The sequence below is a fragment of the Spirosoma jeollabukense genome (genome assembly GCF_054777855.1).
This window is the reverse complement of sequence record NZ_BAAHAD010000002.1, coordinates 405,582-431,463: the sequence shown is the minus strand read 5'-3', so window position 1 is coordinate 431,463 and position 25,882 is coordinate 405,582. Positions and strand designations below refer to the sequence as shown.

Below are 25,882 nucleotides of genomic sequence, written 5' to 3'. Positions count from 1 at the left end.
CTCATGAAAAAACGCATTGCCATTGACATGGACGACGTGATGGCCGACACTCACGCCAAGTTTATTAAATTGTATCTGGAAGGCGACATGCCTCGCTATACACTTGAGGAACTGAAAGAGAAGTCATTTCACGAATTATTCGACGAGAATGAATACCAGCTCATATCAGAACGGGTTTATGAACCCGGTTTTTTTCGGGATATTAAGGTAATGGAGGGCGCACAGGACGTTATTGCCGATCTTATGAAAACGTACGATGTTTTTGTCGCTTCGGCTGCTCAGGAATTCCCTAACTCCCTGCGCGAAAAGTGGGACTGGCTACAGGAACATTTCCCCGCCATTTCGTGGCGCAACTACATTTTCCTGGGCGACAAAAGCGTGCTGAATACCGATTTTCTTATCGACGATCTACCTCGTAACCTACGCACATTTCAGGGAAAAGGCTTACTCTTCGACGCGCTACATAATCGCGATGACAACGAGTTCCAGCGGGCAAAATCTTGGCAGGATATCGCCACAATTTTGTTGTAACGTAGTAGAGTGGGGCAGGGCTGGCATATGTAATAAAACTTAAACTATGGGTTTCCACTGATACGCCAGCCCGACCGCACTACATAAAAAAAGCTCCGAAGCAATTCGGAGCTTTTTTTATGCATTACAAAATCTAGGCCTCAATTTCTTTTTCCTTTTCAACCTCAACCCGTCGGTCATGACCTACCTCGTATTGAGCCTTTTTTGCTTCGGCAGATGGTCTTAAGCGAACAATATGCAGTTTGTGCAAAAGCCCGATTACAGGGAAGGTTGGATCGAATTCAAACCATTTAGCCCCAAAATTAGCTGAGTTTGGGCGTTTGTGGTGATTGTTCTGAAACAACTCACCCATCATCACGACGTCTAAAATCAGCGAATTCTTCGACTGATCCTGGTTATCGAAATTAGAATATCCATACTTGTGGCCACTCCAGTTGATGATAGCCCCGTGCACCGGTCCCATTACAAAGTGAACGGGCAGCAGGAAGAAGAACGCCCAGTGCATATCCAGGTAAAGGAAAGCAAATAGGTAGAACATGCTGTAGAACACACCCCAGCCAGCGCGGGAGACCCATGAATCGCCAACTTTTTCGATGAAACTCCACTCGGGATAATTCCGGTCAAATTGCTTTTCAACTGGCTGTTTACGGTGAAGAACAGCATTATAAATGTCTTTCGTTTTCCACATCATCGTGAATATATTTTTCGTATGATGGGGCGAATGGGGGTCTCTTTCTGTGTCGCTGAAGGCGTGGTGCATACGATGCAGCACCGCATACGCGCGCGGGCTTAGGTACGACGACCCTTGCGATACGTAGGTTAAGGCATAAAAAAACCGCTCCCAGAATTTGTTCATGACAAACATTTTATGGGCTGAATAACGGTGTAAAAAGAACGTTTGGCAGAACAGGGACAAATACCAGTGCCCAATGAACGCGGCCAGTACAATCACAATGGCGATTAATTAAAGGGTGAAGAATCTACGTGACTAAGAATATTACTACAAAACTAACGAATTTTCGACCGGTTTGGCTTGCTATCCCCAAATAATACTTTACTTAATTTATAGTGGTGGCGTATTGCAGCAGATTGGCGCCCATGCGTAGCGCCTGCTGGCGCACGGGTTCAGGATCGTTGTACACACTTTGATCCTCCCAGCCATTGCCTAAATCACACTCATAACTATAAAAACACACCAGTCGCCCCTGGTAGATCAAACCGAACCCCTGGGGTGCTTTGGCATCATGCTCATGAACTTTGGGCAGTCCATTCGCAAATTTGAACTTCTGCTGATAAACTGGATGGTTAAACGGCAACTCTACGAAATTCAGTTCTGGAAAAACCTTCTTCATCTCGCGCCGGATAAATTTATCCAGCCCGTAGTTATCATCAACATGCAAAAAACCACCTGACATCAGGTACCGACGCAAATTCTGCACATCAGCATCGCTGAACGTTACATTGCCATGTCCCGTCATGTGAACGAACGGATAACCAAACAAGTCAGGACTGCCGGGCTCAACGATGTCTTCTTCAGGAAAAATGTTCATGCGCAGGTTCGCATTGGCAAACTTAATCAGGTTGGGTAAGGAGGTTTTGTTGGCGTACCAGTCGCCCCCGCCGTTGTATTTCAGCTTGGCGATTTTATAGGCATACTGGCCTCTCGAAATGCTGAATGATGAATGGAAAATTATGAATAGAATAAGCAGTTTTTTCATACGTTCAGGAAATTTAACAATTGGCAGGCTGTCAGGGCTGCCGTTTCAGTACGTAGTCGATTTGGGCCAAGCGTTACCATCTGGAAACCAGCGGCAACAGCCTGCTGAATTTCTTTATCTGAAAAATCGCCTTCCGGTCCTATTAGAACACTATACTGCCCATTTACAGTTGCACGTTTCGCTAAATTAATAACTGGTTCATCAGTGGGTAAATGAGCAATAAAACGGTCTTCCTCAATACTAGTTTTTAGTAACTCACCGAACGGAATGGCTTCATCCAACTGCGGCAAAAACGATTGCAGAGATTGCTTCATGGCCGCTATAGCAATCTTTTCCAACCGCTCCAGTTTCAGCACTCGGCGTTCGGAGTGCTGTCCAAAGAAAAAACTTATTCGTTCGATTCCAACCTCGACCGCCTTCTCCACAAACCATTCGATACGGTCCAGATTCTTGGTTGGAGCCACGCAAATCCGTACGGAAAATGGTCGCGGTAACGTTGTCTGCGTGTCAGTTATCCGAAACGAACAACGCCGGGAATCTACCGAACTAATAACGGCCAAATGTCGGTTTCCGTGTCCATCGGTAATGGCAATTTGGTTGCCAACCTGGAGACGTAACGTTTTGATGGCGTGACGGGAATCGTCTTCGGTTAGGTACTCAACAGCAGCAGGCTGGTAGAATAGATGCATAGGTAATACAAAAGTACAACCGCTTACGAAACTGAACCCACCCCACCAAAATTTTGTAGTTTTGCAGGATAGATGAATTGCTGTGAAAAAAGTTGCCTTTTATACACTCGGTTGTAAACTGAATTTTTCTGAAACCTCTACGCTGGCCCGTTTGATGGAAACCCACGGCTACGAACGCGTAGAGTTCAATCAACAACCCGACATTTTTATTATTAATACGTGCTCTGTGACCGATAATGCCGACAAAAAATGCCGGAAAATTGTCCGTGAAGCTCAGAAGATCAATCCCGACGGCTATGTAGCTATCTTAGGCTGCTATGCTCAGTTAAAGCCTAAAGAAATTTCGGAGATTCCGGGGGTAGATGCCGTCCTGGGAGCCGCCGAGAAATTCCGGCTTCACGAAATCATGTCTACGTTCGAGAAAGTACCGACAGGACAGCCTGCTCAGGTATTCAACTCACCAATTGAAGAAGCTATCGACTACCATGCGGCCTATTCGCTGAACGACCGGACGCGCACCTTTCTGAAAGTGCAGGATGGCTGCGATTATCCTTGTGCTTACTGCACGATCCCATTGGCCCGCGGAAAAAGCCGCTCCGACACCGTTGCTAACGTAGTGAAAGCCGCTCGCGAAATTGCCGAACGTGGGGTCAGGGAAATTGTCTTAACAGGCGTCAACATTGGCGATTTTGGCTTAGTTGATGGCCAGCGGCAGGAAACCTTTTTTGATCTGGTACGTGCTCTGGATGAGGTCAACGGCATCGAACGGTTTCGGATTTCGAGCATTGAACCAAATCTTTTGACTGACGAAATCATTGCTTTTGTTGCCCAATCGAACCGGTTTGTTCCGCATTTTCACGTACCGTTGCAATCGGGCAGCAACCGGGTATTGGGCTTAATGCGCCGTCGCTACAAGCGCGAACTCTACGTCGACCGGGTGCAGAAGATCAAGGAACGTATGCCACACGCGTGTATTGGTGTGGACGTAATTGTAGGTCACCCCGGCGAAACAGAAACGGAGTTTAAGGAAACCTATCTGTTTTTGAACGAACTTCCTATTTCGTATCTGCACGTTTTCACGTATTCTGAACGCCCAAACACGACGGCACTAACGATTAAACCCGTAGTACCGGGCCACATTCGGGCCGAACGCTCGAAGATGTTGCATATTCTGTCGGACAAGAAACGGCGGGCGTTTTATGACTCACAGGTTGGCCGGGATGCCACCGTGTTATTTGAAGAGGATATTGAGAACGGACGTATGCAGGGTTTCACCGAAAACTATGTCCGCGTCGTGGCACAGTACGACCCACTTCTTATTAACGAAACACTACCTGTACACATGACTTCCGTGAACGCTGAAGGCTTGATGGAAGTAACGGAATTGGAACCTGTGCTGGAACATCATTGAATGTCAGGCAACCTTGCTTTAACTAATCAGGCTCAACTACTTGGTTAAAAGCGAAATTATCCTCAGAGCGGCCTGCCAGTGGATAATTTCGCTTTATTACTTATCAGCGATACGTTCATCAGGAAAATCCGTCTTACAAACAGTTCGAAGGGAATGTTGAACGCACCAAAATAGTGCTTCAGATCTGTTTTCTCCGGAAAGTTTAAGCCAAAACTACTACGTATCTGAGAAAAAGTTTCCAGATTGCCCTCCTACCAAACTCCCTACCCATGAAATTACTTTCCGAAATTCTGATTGGCCTTGTTGCCGTCGAACACGTCTATATCCTGTGGCTGGAAATGTTTGCCTGGACAACGAGAGGCCGAAAAACCTTCAAATCTCTGGCCCCTGATTTATTTGAGCCGACAAAGGCACTGGCCGCTAACCAGGGACTGTATAATGGTTTCTTGGCCGCTGGACTTTTCTGGTCACTGCTGATCGATGATGCGGCCTGGAGCATAAATGTTGCCTACTTTTTTCTGGGTTGCGTTATTATAGCGGGTACATATGGTGCCCTAACGGCCCAGAAATCCATCTTTTATGTGCAGGCCCTTCCCGCAATTTTAGCGCTACTCGCCACCATATTTGCTTAAACTCGATTATACAACATGGCTGAAGAAGGAACAAAAGAAAATCCGTGGAAGATGAAAACCCCACCCGGCACTTCCGAATACCAATTGTATAAAGATGTAAAAGACGGCAGGGCGATCCTTGTTTGCACGGTCGGTAAGACGGTTCTCCACTACGATTACCGCTGTCTCGCCGATTTGCATGAAATGTTAAAAAAGCATGGCGATTGGATGGAGTTAGGAGCTACCGATGAACAAAAGCCCGCTAAGGAGGGAACCGTTGAAGCCTGGGGCCGGGCGGTAAGAAATCCCCTTGGTGGATGGTATGGCCTGAAGAAAGGACTTCGCGGACGTTTTGCCCTATACATTCCTCCGCTTATGGAAGCGCTGGGCCTGGCTGAAGTGGAACATAAACTAAAAAACAATCGAATGCGGGCTATTTGAGCCATATCCTCTAAAAATAGGAAACCGTCCCCAAGCGGGAACGGCTCCATGAGTACAACAAAACCACAGATAAAGCTGTCAGACGTTACGGCCAGACAGGATGCCTGTGGCTCCGTTGTTATGTCGGTCAGGTCACTACGTTTCCACAACAGTAGTGGCCTGCTTTTACTAATTAGGCTTCGATAAGGAACTCATCGTGCTGACTTACATCCAGACCTACTTTTTCGTCATCGGCCGTAACCCGCAGGGGCAGAATCAGGTCCGTTACTTTAAGCAGTGCATACGACATAACGAAGGCGAAAACTGACACACCTACCAACGCGATGATATGGGTAATAAACAACTTTGTTTGACCGAAAGCCAGCCCTTCGTCAACAACAGCTGCGTTGACGCTTTTGCTAGCGAAAATGCCAGTCATCAGCATACCAACCATACCGCCAACACCGTGACAAGGGAATACGTCAAGCGTATCGTCTAAGGTCGATTTCGAACGTAGGTGCGCTACGTAGTTTGATACCATTGAGCCAATCGTACCGATGAAAATAGCCGTCGGGATCGTAACAAAACCAGCCGCAGGTGTAATTGCAACCAGCCCAACGACAGCACCGATACAGAACCCAAGGGCTGATACTTTTTTGCCTTTAGCCGCATCAAATAACACCCAGGCTAAGCCTGCGGCCGCAGCCGCTGTGTTGGTTGTTGCGAAAGCCGATGCGGCAAGTGGTGTTGCGCCAACAGCCGAACCAGCGTTGAAACCAAACCAGCCAAACCAGAGCAGACCTGTACCCAGCAACACAAATGGAATGTTGGCGGGTGGGAAATAGCTGGCTTCGATTTGCGATCGCCGACGCTTCAGATACAAGGCGCCAGCCAGGGCTGCCCAACCTGCCGACATGTGAACAACCGTACCACCAGCGAAATCAAGCACGCCTAACTTGAAAAGGATACCTTCTGGATGCCAGGTCATGTGAGCTAATGGGGCATACACCAGCAAACTAAACAAGATCATGAACAGTACGTAGGACTTAAAGTTGATACGTTCGGCCATTGAACCCGTTACAAGAGCAGGGGTGATAACAGCAAATTTCAGCTGAAAGAACGCGAATACTACCAACGGAATTGAAGCCGCCAGTGACCAGGGCTTACCATCCAGCACGCCTTTGAACATGAAGTGATCCATTGGGTTACCAACGAAACCACCAATTGAGGTACCAAACGCCAGGCTAAAGCCAACAACAACCCATAATACACTGATAACTCCCATCGCAACGAAGCTTTGCAGCATCGTTGAGATAACGTTTTTGTTATTCACCATTCCACCGTAGAAGTACGCCAGACCCGGCGTCATCAACAAGACAAGAGCAGTAGCAACAAGCATCCAGGCCGTATCACCTGAGTTGATACCTTCCGTCACGATTTGTGTCGGAACACCATTGAAGCCAGGCAGTACGCCAAGTACGGCTACAACCAGCAAAATGATTAGAGGAATGTAAGAAGGCTTTTGCATGATAACTAAGGGGTTTTTGTTGTACTAAAAGTGAAAATTTGGGTTAAAACTGGTGAGTAAGGCTATTAGAATTTGAAGATAGCCGCCATACCGAGCGTTGCCTGCGACTTGGTCAGTGCGCCATCATTTTTCTCGAATTTGTTAGCCGAGTAACTATCGACCCGGAATTCCGGCTTGAGCAATACGTGCCCATCACCGGCTGTGATATTGCCCGTTATCGTTATTGAGTTGACACTGGCACCAAGACCAGCCGCATCGGTCAGCGCACGGACACCGTTTTTGTTATCGAATGTTTCGTAGCGTATGCCCATACCGAATTTGTCGGTGAAGGCATAGTTCGCATATCCAGCAACACCACCCCAGGTTTTCGACGTAGCTGGACCACCCGTATTCTGATAATCACCCTTTTGCGAGCCAGTAGCCGCGTTCAAACCAAGCATGAATTTCGACGTGATCTGATACGTAGTGGTCAGGTCGTAGAGCTGATACATGGCATCATCAGCCGATACAGACGGCGTCGTAGAGGTTGGCGCTGAGGCTTCATTCGACATAATACCGTTCAGGTACACATTCCAGCCCGCAACCGGCGAGAAGAAGAACTGCCCAATGACTCCTTTCTTTTTGTTGTTATCAGTCAGATTATCGACGTTGTTCACTAAACCAAGCATCAACGAAGCCCTGTCGCTGAACGCGTATTGGGCCTTCAGCCCGATGTGATAGAAGGGTCCGTTATTGAAGAGGTTGGAGAGCGAGTAGTTGTAGTTAACAGGAGCGTCGATTACTTCATACCCAATGTGTGTTCCAAACTGGCCAGCCGTAAAGGATAATTTAGGCGTTGCCTTAAAAACAATGTAAGCCTGTTTGATGGCGAGTGCCGTTGAGCCAGCACCAAGCGGCCCAATATTGTTGCCATAGTTTCCTAAGTCGGCAAATGGGCCAAATGTCAGGTCCATTACTGCATCAACTTTATCGGAAGTATAAGTTGCTTTGGCCTGAATTAAACCGATGCCAAACTGACCCGCTTTCTGGTCAAACGCCCGTGCATTACCAACTCCCCCAGAAGGTCCTAAACCTAAGTTCGACTGACTTTTGGGATTGTTAAAGTTGCCAAAGTAGTAGGTGTCCATGTAGCCCGAGAAGGTAAATTTCCCTGGCGTAGCAGCCGTTGAGTCTTGCGCTTGAGCGCCATAACCTAAAAACAAAGAACTAATAAGTAAAACTATTTTTTTCATAGCAATAATTTGGTGGAGTACAACTTTCTCTGTGGTCTTATGTCGAAGCAAATTTTGTTTAAAAAATTATTGTACGCAACCTACAACCCCAAATAATTATGTATATTTTTAATATTTTTGCAATTTTATTGAAATTATACTATTATATCTAACATAAATCCCGAAAAAGACAGCAATTTTTGCCTTTTCAACATATTTGGCTAATCAAACGCTTTCCCAAATATTATTCTCTTCAGCAAAAGTGCTTTTTTGCTTCAAAATCGACTATTCCAGCGGTAACAGAAGGTACAAAACGCAACAATGCCCGGTCAGCGAACTAACCGGGCATTGCAGTAAGGTTTATGGACTGTAGTACTACGCTTCGGCGTGGAGCCAGGATTTCTTGGCTAGCAGTGTTTCTTCATCCTCTTCGTGATCAGGATCGGGAACACAGCAGTCAACTGGACAGACAGCCGCGCATTGTGGCTCTTCGTGAAAGCCTACGCACTCCGTGCATTTATCGGAAACGATATAGTAAAATTCGTTAGAGACAGGATATTGAGGAGCTTTGCCACTCACGACCGTGCCGTCCCCGAAATCTACTTCACTTAATTCGGTTCCACCTCCCCAGGTCCATTCGACACCACCTTCATAGATGGCCGTGTTAGGGCATTCGGGTTCGCAGGCACCACAGTTGATGCACTCATCGGTGATCATGATTGCCATGAGCAGTTCTGATTTATAGACGCTAAATTAGTATCCGTGTGAATTGGACAACAAATATAACTATTTAAAGGTTGGCGACAAACTAAAATTTAATTACATTAGTTGATGGTGTATTCCATTTGTTTATCCAATTCATGCTTCAATTAGAACGCCAGCAAACGTTCGTGGCTTTAGGTGACTTTCTGCGCTCAACTAATGCCCAGTCCGAACTGGACGAAATTGCCCAACGGGCTAATTATAAAAATAACTGGTTTACGCCTGCTAACTCACTGATTGCCTTACGAGCTGTTGCAGATGAATTTCTGGCGGCCGATAAATTAACAGCCTGGGCAAGCCAGTATCGATCTGAACCAGAGATTCCTAAAACGGTCGGTGTTGTCATGGCAGGAAATATTCCGGCTGTTGGTTTTCATGATCTTCTTTGTGTACTGATGAGCGGTCATAAGCTATTAGCCAAACTGAGCAGTCAGGATTTTGTATTAATCCACTATTTAATACAAAAATTAAAGGAGATCAATCCATCTTTCAACAACTGGATTGAAGAAGCAGATAGACTCAATGCGGCTGATGCCTACATTGCTACAGGCAGTAGTAATACCGCCCGGTATTTTGAGTACTATTTTGCCAAAAAGCCCCATATCATCCGAAAAAACCGTACCTCGGTGGGATTACTGATGGGCGAAGAAGATGGCGACGAATTCCTGAAACTCGGTCACGATATTTCGGATTACTACGGGTTGGGATGCCGTAACGTATCAACGGTACTGGTGCCAGAGGGATATGATTTTATTCCCCTGCTGCGGGCGTTGGAACCCCAGGCACCCATCTATCTCAACAACCATAAGTATCAGAATAATTACGACTACAACAAGTCGATATACCTCATCAATGGGGTTCCACACCTCGACAACGGCTATTTGCTGTTAACGGAGAATGATGCGCTGGTCTCTCCTATCTCGGTGCTGTATTTCCAGACGTACCAGACGCAGGCAGACGCCACCACCTGGCTCAACGAACGCGCCGAGCGGATTCAGGTAATTACCTCGGCGCAGGGTTGGTTTTCTGGCAGTATACCATTCGGTCAGACGCAACAACCGGGTTTGAGTGATTATGCTGATGGAGTCGACACAATGGCCTTCTTATCAAGTCTTTAACTCCTCAATTCTCTGAAGGGGACTTTGGTTAAGCACGGACAAAGTCCCCTTCAGAGAATTGAGGAGTTAAGAAATACCCAAAGTGCCGTTATTGGGACAATAACCAGGCGGCCAACTCTTTAGCTGCTTGAAAATTTTCGAACTGGGCGGGTATTTTTCGACCGTCTACATACTCATTATAGAGCCAAGGGTCCCCTACGGCAAAAACAGTTCCCTTCCCCACTTTAGCGACGCCCATAATAACATCGCCCGAATCTGTTATGGCTGCTTTAGCGGGAGCCTTCACATCGAGCGGAGATAGTTCTTTAATATATACGGTTCGGGTTGTCGGGAAGACAGAATTTCCGGCGGGTAGGCTGATTTTGCCCTGCTCAAACTGGTTTCCCTGCACCATGTTGCGGTTTTTGGGCAGAAACTGCATCCCGAATCGAGCGGCCAGTTTATTGAAATAAAAATGTTCACAATTGGACGTATCATTAGCCATCAGCATCAATGTGCCACCCGCCTGTACCCAATCGACAATGGCCTTACTATCGGCATCACTAATATAATTTGGTTTTGGCGTTTCTTTGGGTGTATCAGGATCAACAATGATGTACACGTCCACACCTTTCAGCGAAGCCGCGGTTGGGGCACCTGAGATAGTAACTGTTTTAGCGCCCAGCTTTCGAAACGTGGTTCCCCACCACCAGAAACCCGAGTGCTGCCGATCCTCCCAGGTGTAATGAAAAGGCTCCTGCTCACCCGTGTCCCCTTTCCGGAATTCGTGGTTGAAGTAATTATCTACGGCAACAGTCTTCCCTCTGCCAACTTTACGCTCGTCTTCAATTTCCATTTCGACGCTGGCCATAACAAAGGGGCCTACGCCTTTTAAATCATCCTGACGTAGTGGTTCGCTCAGGTAATATTCGTAGCTACCGTCGCGATAAGGTGTACCACCTAATCCACCCACAAGCACCGTTTTTTCCAGGTGAATTAGTCCCTTTGCGTCAGTAGAAATAAATTGTTTCAGCATGCCGTCGTAACCTTTGCGTGCCGATGCCATTAGGGACGCAGGCAGATAGCCCATCCGCACCCCTTTCGCCGTTGCATAGACAAACATGCCCGTACCCGAGGCTTCGAGGTAATTACCCTTATCGCCGAGCCGGTCCGTCACCTGGTACCAGCAGCCCGATTTAGGGTCCTGATATTTCAAAATAGCCGGTATGGTACGTTGCAGAATCGTGATCAACTCACCCCGGCGAGGGTAATTTGCAGGTATATAATCCAATACGTCGACCAGGGCCATAACGTACCAACCCATGGCCCGGCTCCAGAAATTAGGCGACTTTCCCGTTTGTGGGTTAGCCCATTTTTGCTCCCGGCTTTCGTCCCAGGCGTGGTAGAGTAAACCCGTTTTTTCATCCCGCGCGTGTTTCTCCATCCAAACGAACTGATTGACTATGTCGTCGAAATTCTTCGTTGGTCCATACAACTTCGTATACTCAGCGTAGAACGGCTCGGCCATGTACAATCCATCGAGCCACATCTGATTTGGATACCGCTTTTTATGCCAGAAACCGCCTTCTTTCGTACGCGGCTGTTGTTCCAGTTGCTTACGAAGCAGGTCAGCCGCTTTTCGGTATTTTTCTTTACCAGGCAACGTTTGCTGAGCAAGCAATAACAAAGATCGACCGGGCGTAACGAAGTCGATGTTGTAATCATCCAGTCGGTAGGTTCGAATCGTGCCGTCCGGCCCTACAAAACGGTCCATATTTTTCTGAATATACTGGAAATACTTATCGTCTGCGGTGCGATACCAGACCTGTTCAACAGCTTCCAGTATAACCCCCATTTCATACTCCCAGTGAGCAGGCGAAGCGCTGCCATCTTTTCGTTTGTAGGAAATTGAATCGGGATTATTGGCCATTATAGACGCAACCATACGCTGCGACCAGGGCGTGCTACGTGGCTGAGCTGTTGGTTGTGCCAGCAGGCAAGGGCTCAACACCAGCAGATAGCCTAAAAGACTACATTTCATACTCATTTTCTCGCGCTTGAAAAATTAAATAGCGGGTTTGACCGGAATCTATTTCACCCTAAACAAAGGAAATAGACAGGCAAACCGGACATATACCCTTTTTACGACAAATAATTTTTCGGATTCACTAAAAAATACCTTTGATAGACACCCTGAGAAAGATTCGTGTTGGCAAAGGTGCCTCTTAAAGCTCAGGCGTTCGCCAACTTTTATTTAGGCAGATACGATAGAAACACAAGACATCGCCAGTTGTGAGTTTATGGCGAAATTCGAGATAAGGCTATCCATTCCGGAAAGCATATTATAAGAAATCAGGTCTGTAAAAGCCTCATATACTGTTTTTTTCACTTAATCGTTCTTCTGAAAAAAGCAGCGTTATGGCCCGGCTTCTTGTGTTCGGTTGGCTAGGATTGTGGACGAGCGTACTCAGTTATGGGCAAGCCGTAGACTGTCGCACGATCGGCTTTGATGATGGCTCGTTTCAGGGCTGGGAGCGCTGGACAGCAGAAATGTCACCCTACGTTTTTCCCGTGACGCTCCACCTGGAACCTGGTAGTCTTCATTCAGCTAACGGTGAATATGGGCATATCATCACCAGCCGTAGCGATGGATACGACCCCAATGTCAGGGAACCCATTCCAGTGGTTGCCCCAGGTAGCCAGTATTCCGTTCGAATTGGCGATTTAGAAGCAGGAGGGTATGTGGATCAGCTTCGAACGACATTCGTCGTGCCAGCTGATAAGCCTTTACTGCGGTATCAGGTTGCGGTGGTACTCCAAAACCCGAATCATCGCATTGAGCATCAGCCGGGCTTTAGTCTACTGATTCGAACGCTGGCAGGCGATACCGTTCGCTGTGGGTACTATGAGGCCGTTGCGACAAACCAGACCGCAGGCTTCATCTATCAGGAGAAAGATAGTACGTTCGATCGACTCCTATACCGGAACTGGACGAGTCATGTGCTGGATTTGCGGGCCTACGTGGGACAGACGCTACGCCTGGAGGTGACCACTCACGATTGTACCGAAGGTGGGCATTATGGCTATGCGTATTTTGATGCCCAGTGTCTGGAAATGGCCATTACGGCATCTTCAGGCTGCACCCCGCAGGCTAGTCTGATGCGCTTGACGGCCCCGGCTGGCTTTGATCGATACCGATGGAATACGGGAGACACAACGGCGACAATACAAATTACCCCTAAACTACGGGACACGTACTGGGTGGATGTAGAATCCAGATCGACCCTGAACCCCACGTGTCAGACCACGTTGCGCCTGAACTATCAAGTTGATCAGTTGATGATTCCAACGGTTCAGCAGGTGAGCTTATGCGCTGGCGAAACCTATTCGGTAGGCGATTCGATTTATACCCGCTCCGACATCTATCGACATGTGTTTCCGCGCTCATCTGGTTGCGATAGTATTCTCATTACCAATTTGACAATACGTCCCGCAGTCAATTATACCCAAAGCATAACGCTCTGTCAAGGAAGTCAGCTAGTTGTTGGAGATAGTACGTATTCTACCACGGGTAGTTATCTGACACGCATTGCCAGGCACGCTCCCCTGTGCGATAGTCTCGTAACAACTCATCTGGTGATCCGGCAGGCAACCATCAAACCCCTTCGGGATACAGTCATGATCCAGGGAGACAGCCTGCAACTGATCGCATCTGGCCCTAGCGACGCCCTGTATAGCTGGTCGCCCAGCACCGATTTGTCCTGTCCGGGTTGTGCTATCACCTGGGCTAAGCCTACCCAAACGACGCACTATCAGGTTAAGGTCCGACTGGCAAACACAGATTGTGAAGCCAGCTATGGCATGAACGTAGAAGTCCTTCCTTGTCTGTTGGCTATGCCCAGCAGCTTCACCCCGAATGGCGATGGAGTCAATGACACCTTTCGGGCAATCGTTAATCCTTGCCTGGGTCGGCTTCGACAACTGACCATTTATAACCGGTGGGGACAGGTCATCTTTCATCAGGTACTCACCTCCCTCTTTGATCAGGTTCTGGCTTGGGATGGTAGCTATCATGGAGAAACTACTGCAACCGGCGTTTATAGCTATCAACTAACGATTGAATCAGGCACTGGAAAAATCAGCACGCATACGGGTGCTTTGACCTTAATCCGTTAACGGCAGGCTTCATTTAGCTTTTCATTACCAGCGTTGCGAAACGAGTCAATACTGTGAATGCTGGTTGAAAATGACGTAGCCATTGGGCGGTCGGCCAACATCGGTTTAGTTTTGTCGGGTACTCAGAAAAAAGAACCCAAATTCTTGTCTGCCTGTTAGAAATCAGACAGCTTTGCCGACACAGTATTTTATTAATCTGTTGCCAGATAAAAACTGGCCACTGACACCAATGATTCATCAACTTTCACTGACTCTTCCTCCCGAACTGGCTTTAGACGAGACGGCCTTCCGGGAGAAGCTACTGAGTCAATTCAGTTTACCCGACACAGATGACGTAGTGGTGCGTAAACGTCGCCAGTCAATTGATGCCCGCAATCGGCACGTTAAAGTGCTGGTTGAAGCTGACGTGTTTGCCGGCGAAACTCCGCCCCCGCTTATTCAGTATCAGAAACCGCAGCAGGATGTCAGTCGTGCCCCACAAGCCATTGTGGTTGGCGCCGGGCCTGCGGGATTATTTGCCGCCCTCCGACTGATCGAGCTGGGTATAAAACCCATCGTGCTGGAACGGGGCAGTGATGTTCGCGCCCGCCGTCGTGATCTTGCCGCCATTAACAAAGAGCATATCGTCAATCCGGAATCGAACTATTGCTTTGGCGAAGGGGGAGCCGGTACGTATTCAGATGGGAAACTGTATACGCGCTCCACAAAACGGGGTGACGTACGACGCATTCTGGAAATTTTTGTAGCGCATGGGGCCACCGAACAGATTTTGGTCGATGCCCACCCGCACATTGGCACCAACAAGCTACCCAACGTAGTAACAGACCTCCGTGAAAGTGTTCTGAACGCTGGCGGTGACGTTCGCTTCGATACAAAAGTAACAGACCTGATTATAGAGGGAAACGCGCTAAAGGGCGTTGTGTTAGCCAATGGCGAATCCCTGACGGGCATTGGTGTTATTCTGGCAACGGGCCACTCAGCACGCGATATTTTTTATATGCTCCACAAGCGTAATGTCCGCATTGAAGCTAAATCATTTGCGATGGGCGTTCGCATTGAGCATCAGCAGAGTTTGATTGACCAGTTCCAGTATCACCGGCCCAATCGTGGCGACTATCTGCCAGCTGCATCGTATAGTTTGGTAGCTCAAACGCGTTTTAAAGGGGTAGAACGGGGCGTTTTTTCGTTTTGTATGTGTCCGGGTGGCTTTATTGTGCCAGCGGCAACGGCTCCGGGTGAATTAGTGGTCAATGGCATGTCGCCCTCACGGCGGGATTCACAATACGCTAATTCGGGGCTGGTTGTAGCGATCACAGACGATGACCTTCGGCCTTATGCGGACGAAGGACCCTTAGCCGGATTGGCTTTGCAGCAGGACCTGGAACGCTGGGCTTGCCGGATGGGCGCTGTTCAAACCGCCGATGAGGCATCTCTTCTCAGATCGCAAACCGCTCCAGCACAGCTTGTTGCCGATTTTGTAGACGGGCGCGTCTCGAGTGAATTGCTGCCGACCTCCTATCAGCCGGGCCTGGCTTCGGTCGATATGAGCGACGTGTTACCCGATCATATTGCGCAACCGCTTCGCCAGGGGCTGCGTGATTTCGGCCGGAAGATGCGCGGTTACTTAAGCAACGATGGGCAACTAATTGGAGTTGAAAGTAGAACCTCGTCGCCAGTACGTATTCCGCGTGATCGCGATACATGCGAACACGTAGTGCTTCGGCGCTTGTTTCCCTGTGGCGAGGGCGCTGGCTACGCGGGTGGCATCGTGTCGGCAGCTATGGATGGCGAACGTTGTGCTGAAGAATTAGTTAAGCTATATAAATGAGTTTCCAGTTTTCGGTTTACGGTTTTCAGTTACGCACAGTGCCGGGCCGTCGATACGGTCATGGCACAACAACTGAAAACCGTAAACTGGAAACCGTAAACTGGAAAATCAGATGATCGACACCTCCTTTCAAACCTTTACCGAAGACCTGCAGAAACGTTTGAAGAAGCCGTTGCCAGGCGAATCAGCCCATCAAAAAATGGCGTCGACGGCTCGGTATCGACTTGGCATAAAGCCCAACGAACGCACGCGTCGAAGTGCTGTGTTGATTTGCTTCTACCCGTATCAGAACTCAATTTATCTGCCACTGATTTTACGGCCGCAGTACGATGGAGTCCATGCCGGTCAAATGGCATTCCCGGGGGGACGGATGGAACGTATTGACGAAAACCTTACCCGTACGGCACTACGTGAAGCGCAGGAGGAGGTGGGCATTCGGGTGTCTGATGTGAAAGTACTGGGCCTGCTGACGGAGCTCTTCATACCACCAAGCAATTTCTATGTACAGCCCGTGGTGGGCGTACTTCCCTATCGGCCAGACTTTTACCCTGATCCGCGCGAAGTCGAAGCCGTGGTCGAAGTCGACCTTCATCAGCTCCTGGACGAAACAATCGTTGGCGATAGCAAGATTGAAGTGCGGGGAATAACCGTTGATGCGCCCTTCTACCAGATTCAGGGGTATCGCGTATGGGGTGCTACCGCCATGATGATCAGCGAGTTACTGATGGTTATTGATTCGTAGACTGATCTGTCTGTGCTTCAGCATACAACTTTGCCAGATTGAAGGTCATGCCCTCGGTGATGGTCACGTCATGATCCCAGCCATTCCGAATGACAATTTCGTCGGCGGACTCAGACTCCCAGATACTAGGCATTGTTTCCGTAAAAATCCAGATCACTTTCTTTACCCCAGACTCGTGTAGCTGATGGGTTTTCTTGACAAAATATTCATGCTGGTAATAGTATTTACTTAAATCGGCCTTCGTGTCTATTTCAATGACATAATCTGGCGCAATAGGCATGTATTTATTTGATAAAGGAACATTTGTGAGCCTCGCCTTATCATAAAGGGCTATATCGCAGGAACGCCATTTTTTCTTATCAATCTGAACGCCTAATTCGCTCGCCAAGATTCGGAATTGCTTACGAAACGGGTGTGCAAATAGAAACTCCTGTATAATTTCAATCAAATAACTTTGGAGGTAGCTTGCACCCATAATTTCCTCTGGCACTTTTAGTCCGTTCAACACATCCCGATAACCAGCATAGTATATTGGTTTATCGTCCATTTCGTAGACAAGTTGACTTAATAAAAATTGCCGTTGACGACGCTGCTCGGGTGTCAGGGCTAGTTTACCTCGCTTGCTTTTCTCCTCAACCGGTATCATGACGTTACGTGTTTGATGCAATATACGCAGATAAACGCAGCAATTCTCAGGGCATTGGTTTAAGCCCTTCCCATTTCACCTGCCACGTACCGTCTTTCGGGAAACCAGGATTCGGGTCGCCTTTGTAGCCATCCCAACCGGCGCACATCATAGAAATAGCCATCAACAAACCGCCATTTCCCGGCAAATAAATGCGTAGGTTACTCCGCTGATAATTGTGGCCGTTGGGCAGAAATGTATTTTTTGTTACGTTCATCAGTAGCACATCCACAGCGTCTTTCGGTTTATCCAAACGGGCAGCCGTCATCGCGACCAGCGGATAGTCCCAACCCCAGGTTTCTTCCCAATTCCAGACGTTCATGACCTTCTCGAAGGTACGTTGCATGGTGAGTACATCAAGTTGCGACGACATGGGCAGGAAACCGAAGGCGCCCAGTACAGCAGGGTGATCGGTCATGTAGGCCGGGAAGGTATATGAGTCTGGTGCACTCTCGGCAGCCAGATAAAGTCCATTCTGTACAGGCAGTGGCGAAAGCTTGGTCAATACGTCGTCCCACTGCTTGTTTCGGGGCAGGCCAAGCCGCTGCCGCCATTGCTGGGCTACGGTCAGGCCCCAGCGCCAGTAAGCCAGCTCATAAGTCGGGTTATACGTATCATCGGCTTTGAAACGCTCCTGCGCCGGAATCAGGCCGGGGCCCAGGATATACGCCTTTTTTTCAGGATCGAAATAGGCGTATGAAGCCATGAAATCAGCCGTTTCAAACACCAGGTCTTTGTATTTGTCCAGCACGGCCCGATTCTGATGTTGGCGATAACATAATTCTGCAAAATACAGGAAATGAGGCTGCTGCCAGATAAGAAATGGCGCAATAGTCGACGGGCTTTCGTTACCCACCTGATCGACCATCTTCGGCCAGCGAACGCCTTTGAAACCTTGCCGGACTGCAATAGCCTGTGCTTTTTTTCGAACTGACTGGTACCAGCCGAGACTTTTTTCCAGCAAATCGATTCGATTCCACTGGGCAAAATGAGCGGCATGCCACCAGTGCATTTCAAGGTGTGGCTTGCCATACCAGCTATTATAGGTCAGCCCTGTTTCCTGCGGAGGAGCCGACCCGGCACACTGAATTTTAGTGAGATATTGCGACAAAATGATACGTCGTTCGAGTTCGGCCGCACGAGGATCGGTGCTCCCCGCCAGATCAATGGCGCCACCCGTTAGCCAGAATTGGCTCCAACGCTGTTGGCTATTAGTCAACGTTTCGGCAAAGGATGCCGTAGCCTGACCAGCCGCTTTGGGCGAGAATCGACAGCTCATCTCAAAGGATTCAGTTGACCCAGTCGGTTTCAGGATAAACTGATGTGTTTCTGGTTGCGTTAGCGAGGCCGCACCACTCCAGCCGATACGTACCGAATAGCGGGTGGTGTCGAGTGTGCGTTCGATCAGCGCGCCGTGACCCGTAGTGGACCTAAGCCGCGACTTATGGCGCTGCGGACGTGTCCAGTCGCTGGCATTTTCCCAATCGCCGGACCCATACGGGAAGCGAAACGTCAGGGTAAGCCGACCGGTTTTCAGCAACGGCGACTGCACCCGAACCGCCACCTGGTCCTGACTCTGATGCCCCACCGTCAGTACGTCTACAGGTTGCCCTTCCAGCTCGAAATGACTCCGAATTTCACCTGTCCACAAATCCAGTTCCTGCCGGATGTTTTGCAAATCTTTTGGCCTGACTGGCGAGCCATCCGCTTTCGTTAAGCCAAACCCAATCTGCCCTAAGTGCAGCCGATGCGGATTCTCCCGAAACCAGTCCGATACCGCTTTAAGCCGCTCGGGTTCCGAAAAAGCATAGGTATAAGAAACATCCCGGTTGTGCGATTTGTAGTTTTTATACACCTCGTCGAGCTGATAGTGTTGTGTGTTCGGAAAGCTATGCCAGCCCCATTGTGATTGCGTACCTAGCGAAACACCATGCTGATAAACATCCGGAAATGTTTGCAGACCCGTCGGATCAACAGTAAAGGCAAACTCGCCATTACCCACCGAAACGGACTGCATCGAGTCGAAGCGAGTAGTCACCACATTATGCCGGGCTACGACCGCTCTTCGATCGATACGTTCCGAGGATACTTTTTGAGAAAAAATCGGCTGAAAAGCGAAGCTGGCAATGAAGATACTGGTTATGAAAAACAATTGGGGTTTCATGCGGCAAATGGACAAATGAACAGAAAAGAAGGAAGGTGCTGGCTACTACCCGGCGAATATAGGAAGCCGTATGGCTGGTTTTCGGAAATTAGCCAACAAGTCTAAAAACTCGAACGACGACGGAAGGAAGTTTCTTAATTTTTTTAATATTAACTCCGTAAGTACTTCCTGAAAATCAATTCATTTCTGTATTTAAACATACTCGGTTAACATCACGTTAAGCAATATGAAAAAGGGCTGATTTTCAGCGCAGAAAGCCACCGTAAAGAGCGTTATCTACTGAGCATTTTTACGCATAAAGTCGAGTGCTTTGCGTTGGTTTACAGGCAGAAAGCTCAAATAAAATCCCTTTATGTTCAGTACGCTGCGCGTTGATATAGTCGTCAACCTTAATAGATTTGCATTTGAAGAACAATCACGGCCTTTCTACCGTTAAAATTTATAGTCTCCTTTGCTAATAACTTCCCTGTGAAAAGATGGATTGCTATCGGTCTCGTCGTTCTGGTACTCGGCGGGATAATTGTGTATAACAAAGTGTTACATCCGGCTCCTGGCGCTAATCCCGCTGGCGGAGGTGGTGGCGGAAAAGGTGGCGGTGGCGCTGCTGGCGGGAAAGGTGGCCCTGGTGGAGGTGGCCCCTCAACGATTAGTGGCTTCGTGGTCGCGTTGCAACGTATACGGGAAGATATCGTATCCAGTGGCTCACTGCTGGCGGCAGAACAGGTTGACATCTATCCCGAAATTTCGGCTCGCATTACGGAGCTTAATATTCAGGAAGGCCAACCCGTGGCAAAAGGGGCGCTGCTGGTTAAACTGTTCGACACGGATCTACGGGCACAACTTCAAAAGCTTCAGGCACAGGCCGATAATGCACGGCGTACGGAAGAACGTAACAAACAATTGCTGGAACGGGGTGGTATCAGCCAACAGGAGTATGATATCGTTACCACCAACCTGCGTTCATCGCTGGCGGACATTGATCTGGTGAAAGCTAACTTACAGCGTACTGAAATTCGGGCACCGTTTTCGGGCGTAATTGGGTTGCGGAATGTTAGTATGGGGGCTGTCGTTTCACCCAGTACGTTGATTGCCCGTTTGCAGCAGATTTCGTCGCTCAAACTTGATTTTTCGATCCCCGAAAAATACGGTCAGGCAGTACACAATGGCAGTATGATTTCGTTTATGGTAGATGGAGATAGCCAGCCAAGCCAGGCAGTGGTGTATGCTATTGAACCAGGTGTTGAAGAGCAAACGCGTAACCTGCGTATACGGGCTCGGGTAAACAACGCATCGACCCGGTTTCGGCCTGGTGCATTCGCCCGGGTAACGCTCACGATTCAAAACGATCAAAGTCTGGTCGTTCCAACCCAGGCCGTTATTCCACAGACCCGAACGAATCAGGTTATTGTGGTTAAAAATGGCAAGGCTGTATTTAAAGACGTGAAAACTGGCCTTCGTACCGCTGGTTCGATTCAGATTCTGTCGGGCCTTCAAATTGGTGACACCGTAGCAACAACGGGTTTGTTGTTCATCAAACCGGATGCACCCGTCAAGGTTAATAAGGTGATAACGTTGCCAGGAAATGGTCCAAAAGTAGCAGCAAACTGAGTTTTTCGTATTCGGTTTACAGTTTTCAGTGGCTAACGCAGACGCACATTGCAACGCCGAAAACTAAAAACCGTAAACTGTAAACCAAACATTATAAACTCAATACAGCAATGAGTCTACCCGAGTTAAGTCTGAACAGGCCCGTATTTGCGATGGTAATGTCCATCGTTATCGTGTTGTTTGGCATCATCGGTTTCACGTTCCTTGGCGTACGTGAATACCCGGCCATTGACCCGCCGGTAATTTCGGTGCGGACAAACTACACCGGTGCGAATCCCGACATTGTGGAATCGCAGATTACGGAGCCTATCGAAAAATCGCTCAACAGTATCGAAGGTATTCGTACGATTTCGTCGAATAGCGCATTGGGGGCCAGCACCATTACGATTGAGTTTAACCTGGATGCAAACCTGGAGCAGGCCGCTAACGACGTACGCGACAAGGTAGCCCAGGCCCAGCGCCAGCTTCCTCAGGACATTGACGCGCCACCCGTTGTGACCAAGGCCGACGCAAACTCCGAACCGATCATTTTCATGACCGTTCAGAGCACGACCCGCAACCCAACCCAGTTATCCGACTATGCGGAGAACGTACTGCAGGAGCGGGTGCAAACGATTCCGGGTGTTAGTCAGGCCAACATTTATGGCCTCAAGCGCCAGGCCATGCGGCTCTGGATTGATCCAATCAAACTGGCAGCTTACCGCCTGACAGCGCAGGACATTCAAAGCGCCCTGACGGCCCAGAACGTTGAGTTACCCAGCGGCAAGGTGTATGGCAACAACACCGAATTAACCGTAAAAGCCGTTGGCCGGATCACGACCGAAGAAGAATTCAATAACCTGATTCTGCGGCAGACGAGTAATCAGATTGTGCGGTTTAAAGATGTGGGTTACGCTACGTTAGGTGCAGAGAATGAAGAAACCATCTCGAAGCAAAACGGGGCAGTAGGCGTCATTCTGGTGTTGATTCCTCAGCCCGGTGCCAACTATGTAAGCATCGCTGATGAGTTCTACAAACGATTCGATCAGCTCAAAAAAGATTTGCCCGACGACATCATTGTCAGCGTTGGCATTGACCGAAGCATATTCATCCGGCGAGCCATTGAAGAGGTTGGCGAGACGCTGATTATTTCCTTTGTCCTGGTTGTACTGGTCATTTATTTCTTCTTCCGCGACTGGCTGATCGCCTTCCGGCCGCTGATCGATATTCCCGTATCGCTGATCGGGGCCTTTTTTATCATGTACGTAGCTGACTTCAGTATCAACGTACTGACATTGCTGGGAATCGTGCTGGCAACTGGTCTCGTGGTGGATGATGGTATCGTCGTTACAGAGAATATTTACAAGAAAATTGAGCAGGGAATGGACACCGAACAGGCGGCCAAAGAAGGTTCCAACGAGATTTTCTTTGCCGTATTGGCCACGTCTATTACCCTGGCGATCGTCTTTCTGCCCATCATATTTCTGGAAGGTTTCGTTGGGCGGCTTTTCCGGGAGTTTGGTATCGTAGTAGCCGGCGCCGTACTAATCTCTGCTTTTGTGTCGCTGACACTGACGCCAGTGCTTAGTGTGAAAATGACCAGTAAAAACCACGATAAACGATCCTGGTTTTACGAAAAAACAGAGCCATTATTCGAGTGGCTCGATACGTCCTACCGCCGTTCGCTCGATACGTTCATGCGTCGGCGCGGCTGGGCATTTGTCATGATTGGCGTGTGTTTGCTGCTTATTTTCGGCCTGGGATCACTGCTGAAATCTGAATTGGCTCCACTCGAAGATCGCGGCCGGACGCGGGTTTCTATTACGTCGCCAGAAGGTACCAGCTACGAATCGCAGGCGGCTACCACCGACCGTGTCATGAATTTCATGCTTGATTCCATCCCAGAGACTAAGCTGGCATTCAGCGTAGTAGCACCAGGATTCTCAGGCGCAGGCGCGGTTAACTCATCCTTTGTGATGCTTAATATGGTCGACGTCAGCGAACGAAAACGCTCACAGCAGGAGATTGTCGACTTCATTAATAAGGGCGTCAGGCGGTTTAGTGAGGCCCGCATGTTCGCTACACAGGATCAAACCATTCAGGTGGGCCGGGGGGGCGGGTTGCCCGTTCAGTTCGTCATTCAGAATTTGAATTTTGAGAAACTGCGGGAGAAACTGCCTTTGTTTCTGGATGAGGTCCAGAAAGATCCTACGTTCCAGACGTCTGATGTTGACCTTAAATTCAACAAACCCGAACTGAATATCAGCATTGACCGGGAAAAGGCGACCAATTTGGGGATTTCCGTACAGGATGTGGCCCAGACACTCCAGTTAGCACTAAGTAACCGACGCCTTGCTTACTTCCTGATGAACGGGAAACAGTATCAGGTAATTGGGCAGGTAGACCGGGCCGACCGCGACGCTCCCGTTGATTTGGGTTCCTTTTATGTACGCTCCAGCCAGGGCCAGCTCATCCAGTTAGATAACCTGGTCAAGTTTCATGAAGTAAGCAGCCCTCCCCAGGTATACCACTACAACCGGTTTAAGTCAGCGACGGTATCGGCGGGGCTAGCGCCCGGCAAAACCGTTGGTGACGGTGTGGATGCCATGCGGGCTATTGCCGCACGTACGCTTGATGAATCGTTCCAGACGGCTCTTTCGGGGCCCTCGCGTGACTACGCCGAGAGTTCATCCAATACATTGTTTGCCTTCGGCCTCGCCCTGATTCTGGTTTATCTGGTTTTGGCGGCTCAGTTTGATTCGTTTATTGATCCACTCATCATCATGATTACCGTGCCGCTGGCTCTGGCGGGCGCCGTTTTCTCGCTCTGGATGTTTAACCAGACACTGAATATTTTCAGCCAGATCGGCATCATCATGCTCGTAGGGCTGGTTACCAAAAATGGTATTCTGATTGTAGAATTTGCCAACGAGCAGCGATTGACAGGTAAAAACAAATTTGCGGCTGCAACCGAATCGGCGGCACTACGTCTTCGCCCTATTCTGATGACCACACTTGTGGCGGCCTTTGGGGCTTTACCACTGGCCCTTGCGCTGGGATCGGCCTCGAAAAGCCGGGTTCCGCTGGGTATCGTTATTGTGGGTGGGTTGATGTTCTCGCTTGTGCTGACGCTTTACGTTGTGCCCGTGATTTATACGTACATGACACGTAGAAAAGATGTTGAGCCAGAAGGTGGTGAGCAACAATCGCTTCCACAGCCAGAAGGTCTTCCAGGCGATACGAGAAAGCCAAAGGAGTTGGTTGTACATTAACTGAAACAGCAATGGCTGTTTGAAAGAGGTGAATTCTGATTCGTTCAGGTTCACCTCTTTTGCTGTCCTGCCCCATCATCTTTTGAAACCTTTTTACATTTCCTGGTTAAAAAAAATGGCTTCATGGCTTAGACTAGTAATCATTCTCCATAAATTCCATAAAAGCCTATTCCAATACGGCAAATCCATGAAACGTTACCTGCCATTTATCCTGCTTTTTCTAAGCCCGTTTGCGTTTGGGCAATCCCCAATTAATGTCGACAAAGAGTTTGCGTTTGCTGCCCAGCAATATGCACTCATGCTGAAATCCCATCCTGACACCACCAAATTCCCGCAATCAACCAAACCAGATGGCTCACCGGATAACAGGACGTCGGATTGGTGGTGCAGTGGTTTCTTTGGCGGTTCACTCTGGCACATCTATGAGTATACAAAAGCGCCGGTCTGGAAAGCAGCGGCTCACAAATGGACGATGGCCGTAGCGAAGGAACAGTATAACACCGGCACGCACGATCTGGGCTTTATGCTTTACTGTCCTTTTGGAAACGGCTATCGGCTGACCAAAAATGCTACGTATCCGCCAATTTTATTGACGGGTGCCAAGTCATTATCAACGCGTTTTGACCCGAAGGTTGGCGTTATTAAGTCGTGGAATAAATTTCAGAACTACAATTATCCTGTGATCATCGATAACATGATGAATCTGGAATTTCTGTTCTGGGCAGCTAAAACATCGGGGAACAAGGAATTTTACAACTTGTCGGTAACGCACGCGGATAATACGATAAAGAACCACTACCGGCCCGATTACAGCAGTTATCACGTCGTTTGCTACAATCCGGACGGCACGGTTGCAGCCAGGAAAACAGCGCAGGGCTATGCCGATAACTCGGCCTGGGCGCGTGGGCAGGCGTGGGGCTTATATGGCTTTACGGTTATGTATCGCGAAACAAAAGACAAGAAATACCTGGATCAGGCCCGCCACATTGCCGACTTCTATTTAAATCACCCAAACTTACCAGCCGACAAGATTCCGTACTGGGATTTCAACGCCCCAAATATCCCGAATGAAGAACGCGATGCATCAGCAGGGGCTATTACATCCTCGGCACTTTTCGAACTCTCTACTTACGGCGGTCCTTCGGCGAAAACGTACTATCAGGCTGCGGTAAAGATGCTCGAGAGTTTGTCCAGTCCCGCCTATAAAGCTAACCTGGGCGAGAATAACAACTTCATTCTGAAACACAGCGTGGGCCACAAACCGCAGAAAAGTGAAGTAGACACACCAATCGTTTACGCCGATTATTACTATCTGGAAGCGCTGCTACGTTACGACGCGCTACGTAAAAAAGCAAAGAGCTAGTAGTGAGTAGTGTCCACCATCCCGGTCGGCACTACTGATTCTGTAGACCTAAAAAGGCCCCGAACAAAAAGTAGTTTGGGGCCTTTT

20 protein-coding genes are annotated in these 25,882 nt (G+C 48.7%); 11 read left to right on the top strand and 9 right to left on the bottom strand.

Translation table 11 applies throughout. From position 1 onward, the window contains the following. Positions 1-3: 3 nt before the first annotated feature. Positions 4-531 carry a 5' nucleotidase, NT5C type gene (locus ACYVEA_RS10150; RefSeq protein ID WP_461113317.1) on the top strand — a complete coding sequence of 176 codons (528 nt, stop codon included), beginning with the start codon at positions 4-6 and terminating at the stop codon, positions 529-531. A gap of 133 nt (positions 532-664) precedes the next feature. On the opposite strand, the gene ACYVEA_RS10145 is transcribed toward ACYVEA_RS10150, so the two are convergent. The 3 genes from ACYVEA_RS10145 to ACYVEA_RS10135 all read right to left on the bottom strand — a co-directional run bounded on the left by ACYVEA_RS10145 (position 665) and on the right by ACYVEA_RS10135 (position 2,938). Further along, positions 665-1,483, bottom strand: a complete 819-nt coding sequence (locus ACYVEA_RS10145; protein WP_461113316.1) for an acyl-CoA desaturase — start codon at positions 1,481-1,483, stop codon at positions 665-667. 106 nt (positions 1,484-1,589) lie between these two features. After that, on the bottom strand, positions 1,590-2,249 hold the full coding sequence (locus ACYVEA_RS10140; RefSeq protein WP_461113315.1) for a DUF4159 domain-containing protein: 660 nt from the start codon (positions 2,247-2,249) through the stop codon (positions 1,590-1,592). Further along, positions 2,246-2,938, bottom strand: a complete 693-nt coding sequence (locus ACYVEA_RS10135) for an RsmE family RNA methyltransferase (RefSeq protein WP_461113314.1) — start codon at positions 2,936-2,938, stop codon at positions 2,246-2,248. The genes ACYVEA_RS10140 and ACYVEA_RS10135 overlap by 4 nt, the downstream gene beginning before the upstream one ends. A gap of 82 nt (positions 2,939-3,020) precedes the next feature. On the opposite strand from ACYVEA_RS10135, the gene mtaB reads away from it, so the two are divergent. The 3 genes from mtaB to ACYVEA_RS10120 all read left to right on the top strand — a co-directional run bounded on the left by mtaB (position 3,021) and on the right by ACYVEA_RS10120 (position 5,401). Continuing rightward, a complete protein-coding gene (gene mtaB, locus ACYVEA_RS10130; RefSeq protein WP_461113313.1) occupies positions 3,021-4,349 on the top strand; it encodes a tRNA (N(6)-L-threonylcarbamoyladenosine(37)-C(2))-methylthiotransferase MtaB in 1,329 nt (442 codons plus the stop codon). Positions 4,350-4,618: 269 nt separating this feature from the next. Continuing rightward, the gene (locus tag ACYVEA_RS10125; RefSeq protein WP_461113312.1) at positions 4,619-4,981 is read left to right on the top strand and encodes a DUF1304 domain-containing protein; all 363 of its coding nucleotides are present in this window, start codon (positions 4,619-4,621) and stop codon (positions 4,979-4,981) included. Positions 4,982-4,996: 15 nt separating this feature from the next. Beyond that, complete coding sequence (locus ACYVEA_RS10120; RefSeq protein ID WP_461113311.1) at positions 4,997-5,401, top strand: DUF6855 family protein; 405 nt, start codon at positions 4,997-4,999, stop codon at positions 5,399-5,401. A 172-nt stretch (positions 5,402-5,573) separates the two neighbouring features. On the opposite strand, the gene ACYVEA_RS10115 is transcribed toward ACYVEA_RS10120, so the two are convergent. The 3 genes from ACYVEA_RS10115 to ACYVEA_RS10105 form a co-directional block, all read right to left on the bottom strand. Beyond that, positions 5,574-6,908 (bottom strand): ammonium transporter, encoded by a 1,335-nt coding sequence (locus ACYVEA_RS10115; RefSeq protein WP_461113310.1) that lies wholly within the window; start codon positions 6,906-6,908, stop codon positions 5,574-5,576. A gap of 65 nt (positions 6,909-6,973) precedes the next feature. Next, a complete protein-coding gene (locus ACYVEA_RS10110) occupies positions 6,974-8,140 on the bottom strand; it encodes a porin (protein ID WP_461113309.1) in 1,167 nt (388 codons plus the stop codon). Positions 8,141-8,494: 354 nt separating this feature from the next. Further along, the gene (locus tag ACYVEA_RS10105) at positions 8,495-8,845 is read right to left on the bottom strand and encodes a 4Fe-4S dicluster domain-containing protein (RefSeq protein ID WP_093831309.1); all 351 of its coding nucleotides are present in this window, start codon (positions 8,843-8,845) and stop codon (positions 8,495-8,497) included. A 134-nt stretch (positions 8,846-8,979) separates the two neighbouring features. Here ACYVEA_RS10105 and ACYVEA_RS10100 point away from each other — a divergent pair, with 134 nt between their 5' ends. Beyond that, on the top strand, positions 8,980-9,999 hold the full coding sequence (locus ACYVEA_RS10100; RefSeq protein ID WP_461113308.1) for an acyl-CoA reductase: 1,020 nt from the start codon (positions 8,980-8,982) through the stop codon (positions 9,997-9,999). An 88-nt stretch (positions 10,000-10,087) separates the two neighbouring features. Here ACYVEA_RS10100 and ACYVEA_RS10095 read toward each other — a convergent pair whose 3' ends face one another. Continuing rightward, positions 10,088-12,019 carry a glycoside hydrolase family 88 protein gene (locus ACYVEA_RS10095; protein ID WP_461113307.1) on the bottom strand — a complete coding sequence of 644 codons (1,932 nt, stop codon included), beginning with the start codon at positions 12,017-12,019 and terminating at the stop codon, positions 10,088-10,090. A 377-nt stretch (positions 12,020-12,396) separates the two neighbouring features. On the opposite strand from ACYVEA_RS10095, the gene ACYVEA_RS10090 reads away from it, so the two are divergent. The 3 genes from ACYVEA_RS10090 (at position 12,397) to ACYVEA_RS10080 (ending at position 16,724) form a co-directional block, all read left to right on the top strand. Continuing rightward, entirely contained in the window at positions 12,397-14,154 is a 1,758-nt protein-coding gene (locus ACYVEA_RS10090; RefSeq protein WP_461113306.1) for a T9SS type B sorting domain-containing protein, read from the top strand. Positions 14,155-14,383: 229 nt separating this feature from the next. Next, complete coding sequence (locus ACYVEA_RS10085) at positions 14,384-15,982, top strand: NAD(P)/FAD-dependent oxidoreductase (protein WP_461113305.1); 1,599 nt, start codon at positions 14,384-14,386, stop codon at positions 15,980-15,982. Between the two features lie 112 nt (positions 15,983-16,094). Continuing rightward, positions 16,095-16,724 carry an NUDIX hydrolase gene (locus tag ACYVEA_RS10080; protein ID WP_461113304.1) on the top strand — a complete coding sequence of 210 codons (630 nt, stop codon included), beginning with the start codon at positions 16,095-16,097 and terminating at the stop codon, positions 16,722-16,724. Here ACYVEA_RS10080 and ACYVEA_RS10075 read toward each other — a convergent pair. Then, the gene (locus ACYVEA_RS10075; RefSeq protein WP_461113303.1) at positions 16,711-17,370 is read right to left on the bottom strand and encodes a hypothetical protein; all 660 of its coding nucleotides are present in this window, start codon (positions 17,368-17,370) and stop codon (positions 16,711-16,713) included. The genes ACYVEA_RS10080 and ACYVEA_RS10075 overlap by 14 nt on opposite strands. Before the next feature lie 46 nt (positions 17,371-17,416). Further along, on the bottom strand, positions 17,417-19,573 hold the full coding sequence (locus tag ACYVEA_RS10070) for a hypothetical protein (RefSeq protein ID WP_461113302.1): 2,157 nt from the start codon (positions 19,571-19,573) through the stop codon (positions 17,417-17,419). 468 nt (positions 19,574-20,041) lie between these two features. On the opposite strand from ACYVEA_RS10070, the gene ACYVEA_RS10065 reads away from it, so the two are divergent. The 3 genes from ACYVEA_RS10065 to ACYVEA_RS10055 all read left to right on the top strand — a co-directional run bounded on the left by ACYVEA_RS10065 (position 20,042) and on the right by ACYVEA_RS10055 (position 25,795). Next, the gene (locus tag ACYVEA_RS10065) at positions 20,042-21,181 is read left to right on the top strand and encodes an efflux RND transporter periplasmic adaptor subunit (protein WP_461113301.1); all 1,140 of its coding nucleotides are present in this window, start codon (positions 20,042-20,044) and stop codon (positions 21,179-21,181) included. A 110-nt stretch (positions 21,182-21,291) separates the two neighbouring features. Next, the gene (locus tag ACYVEA_RS10060) at positions 21,292-24,432 is read left to right on the top strand and encodes an efflux RND transporter permease subunit (RefSeq protein ID WP_461113300.1); all 3,141 of its coding nucleotides are present in this window, start codon (positions 21,292-21,294) and stop codon (positions 24,430-24,432) included. 187 nt (positions 24,433-24,619) lie between these two features. Then, positions 24,620-25,795, top strand: a complete 1,176-nt coding sequence (locus ACYVEA_RS10055; protein ID WP_461113299.1) for a glycoside hydrolase family 88 protein — start codon at positions 24,620-24,622, stop codon at positions 25,793-25,795. Positions 25,796-25,882: the final 87 nt, after the last annotated feature.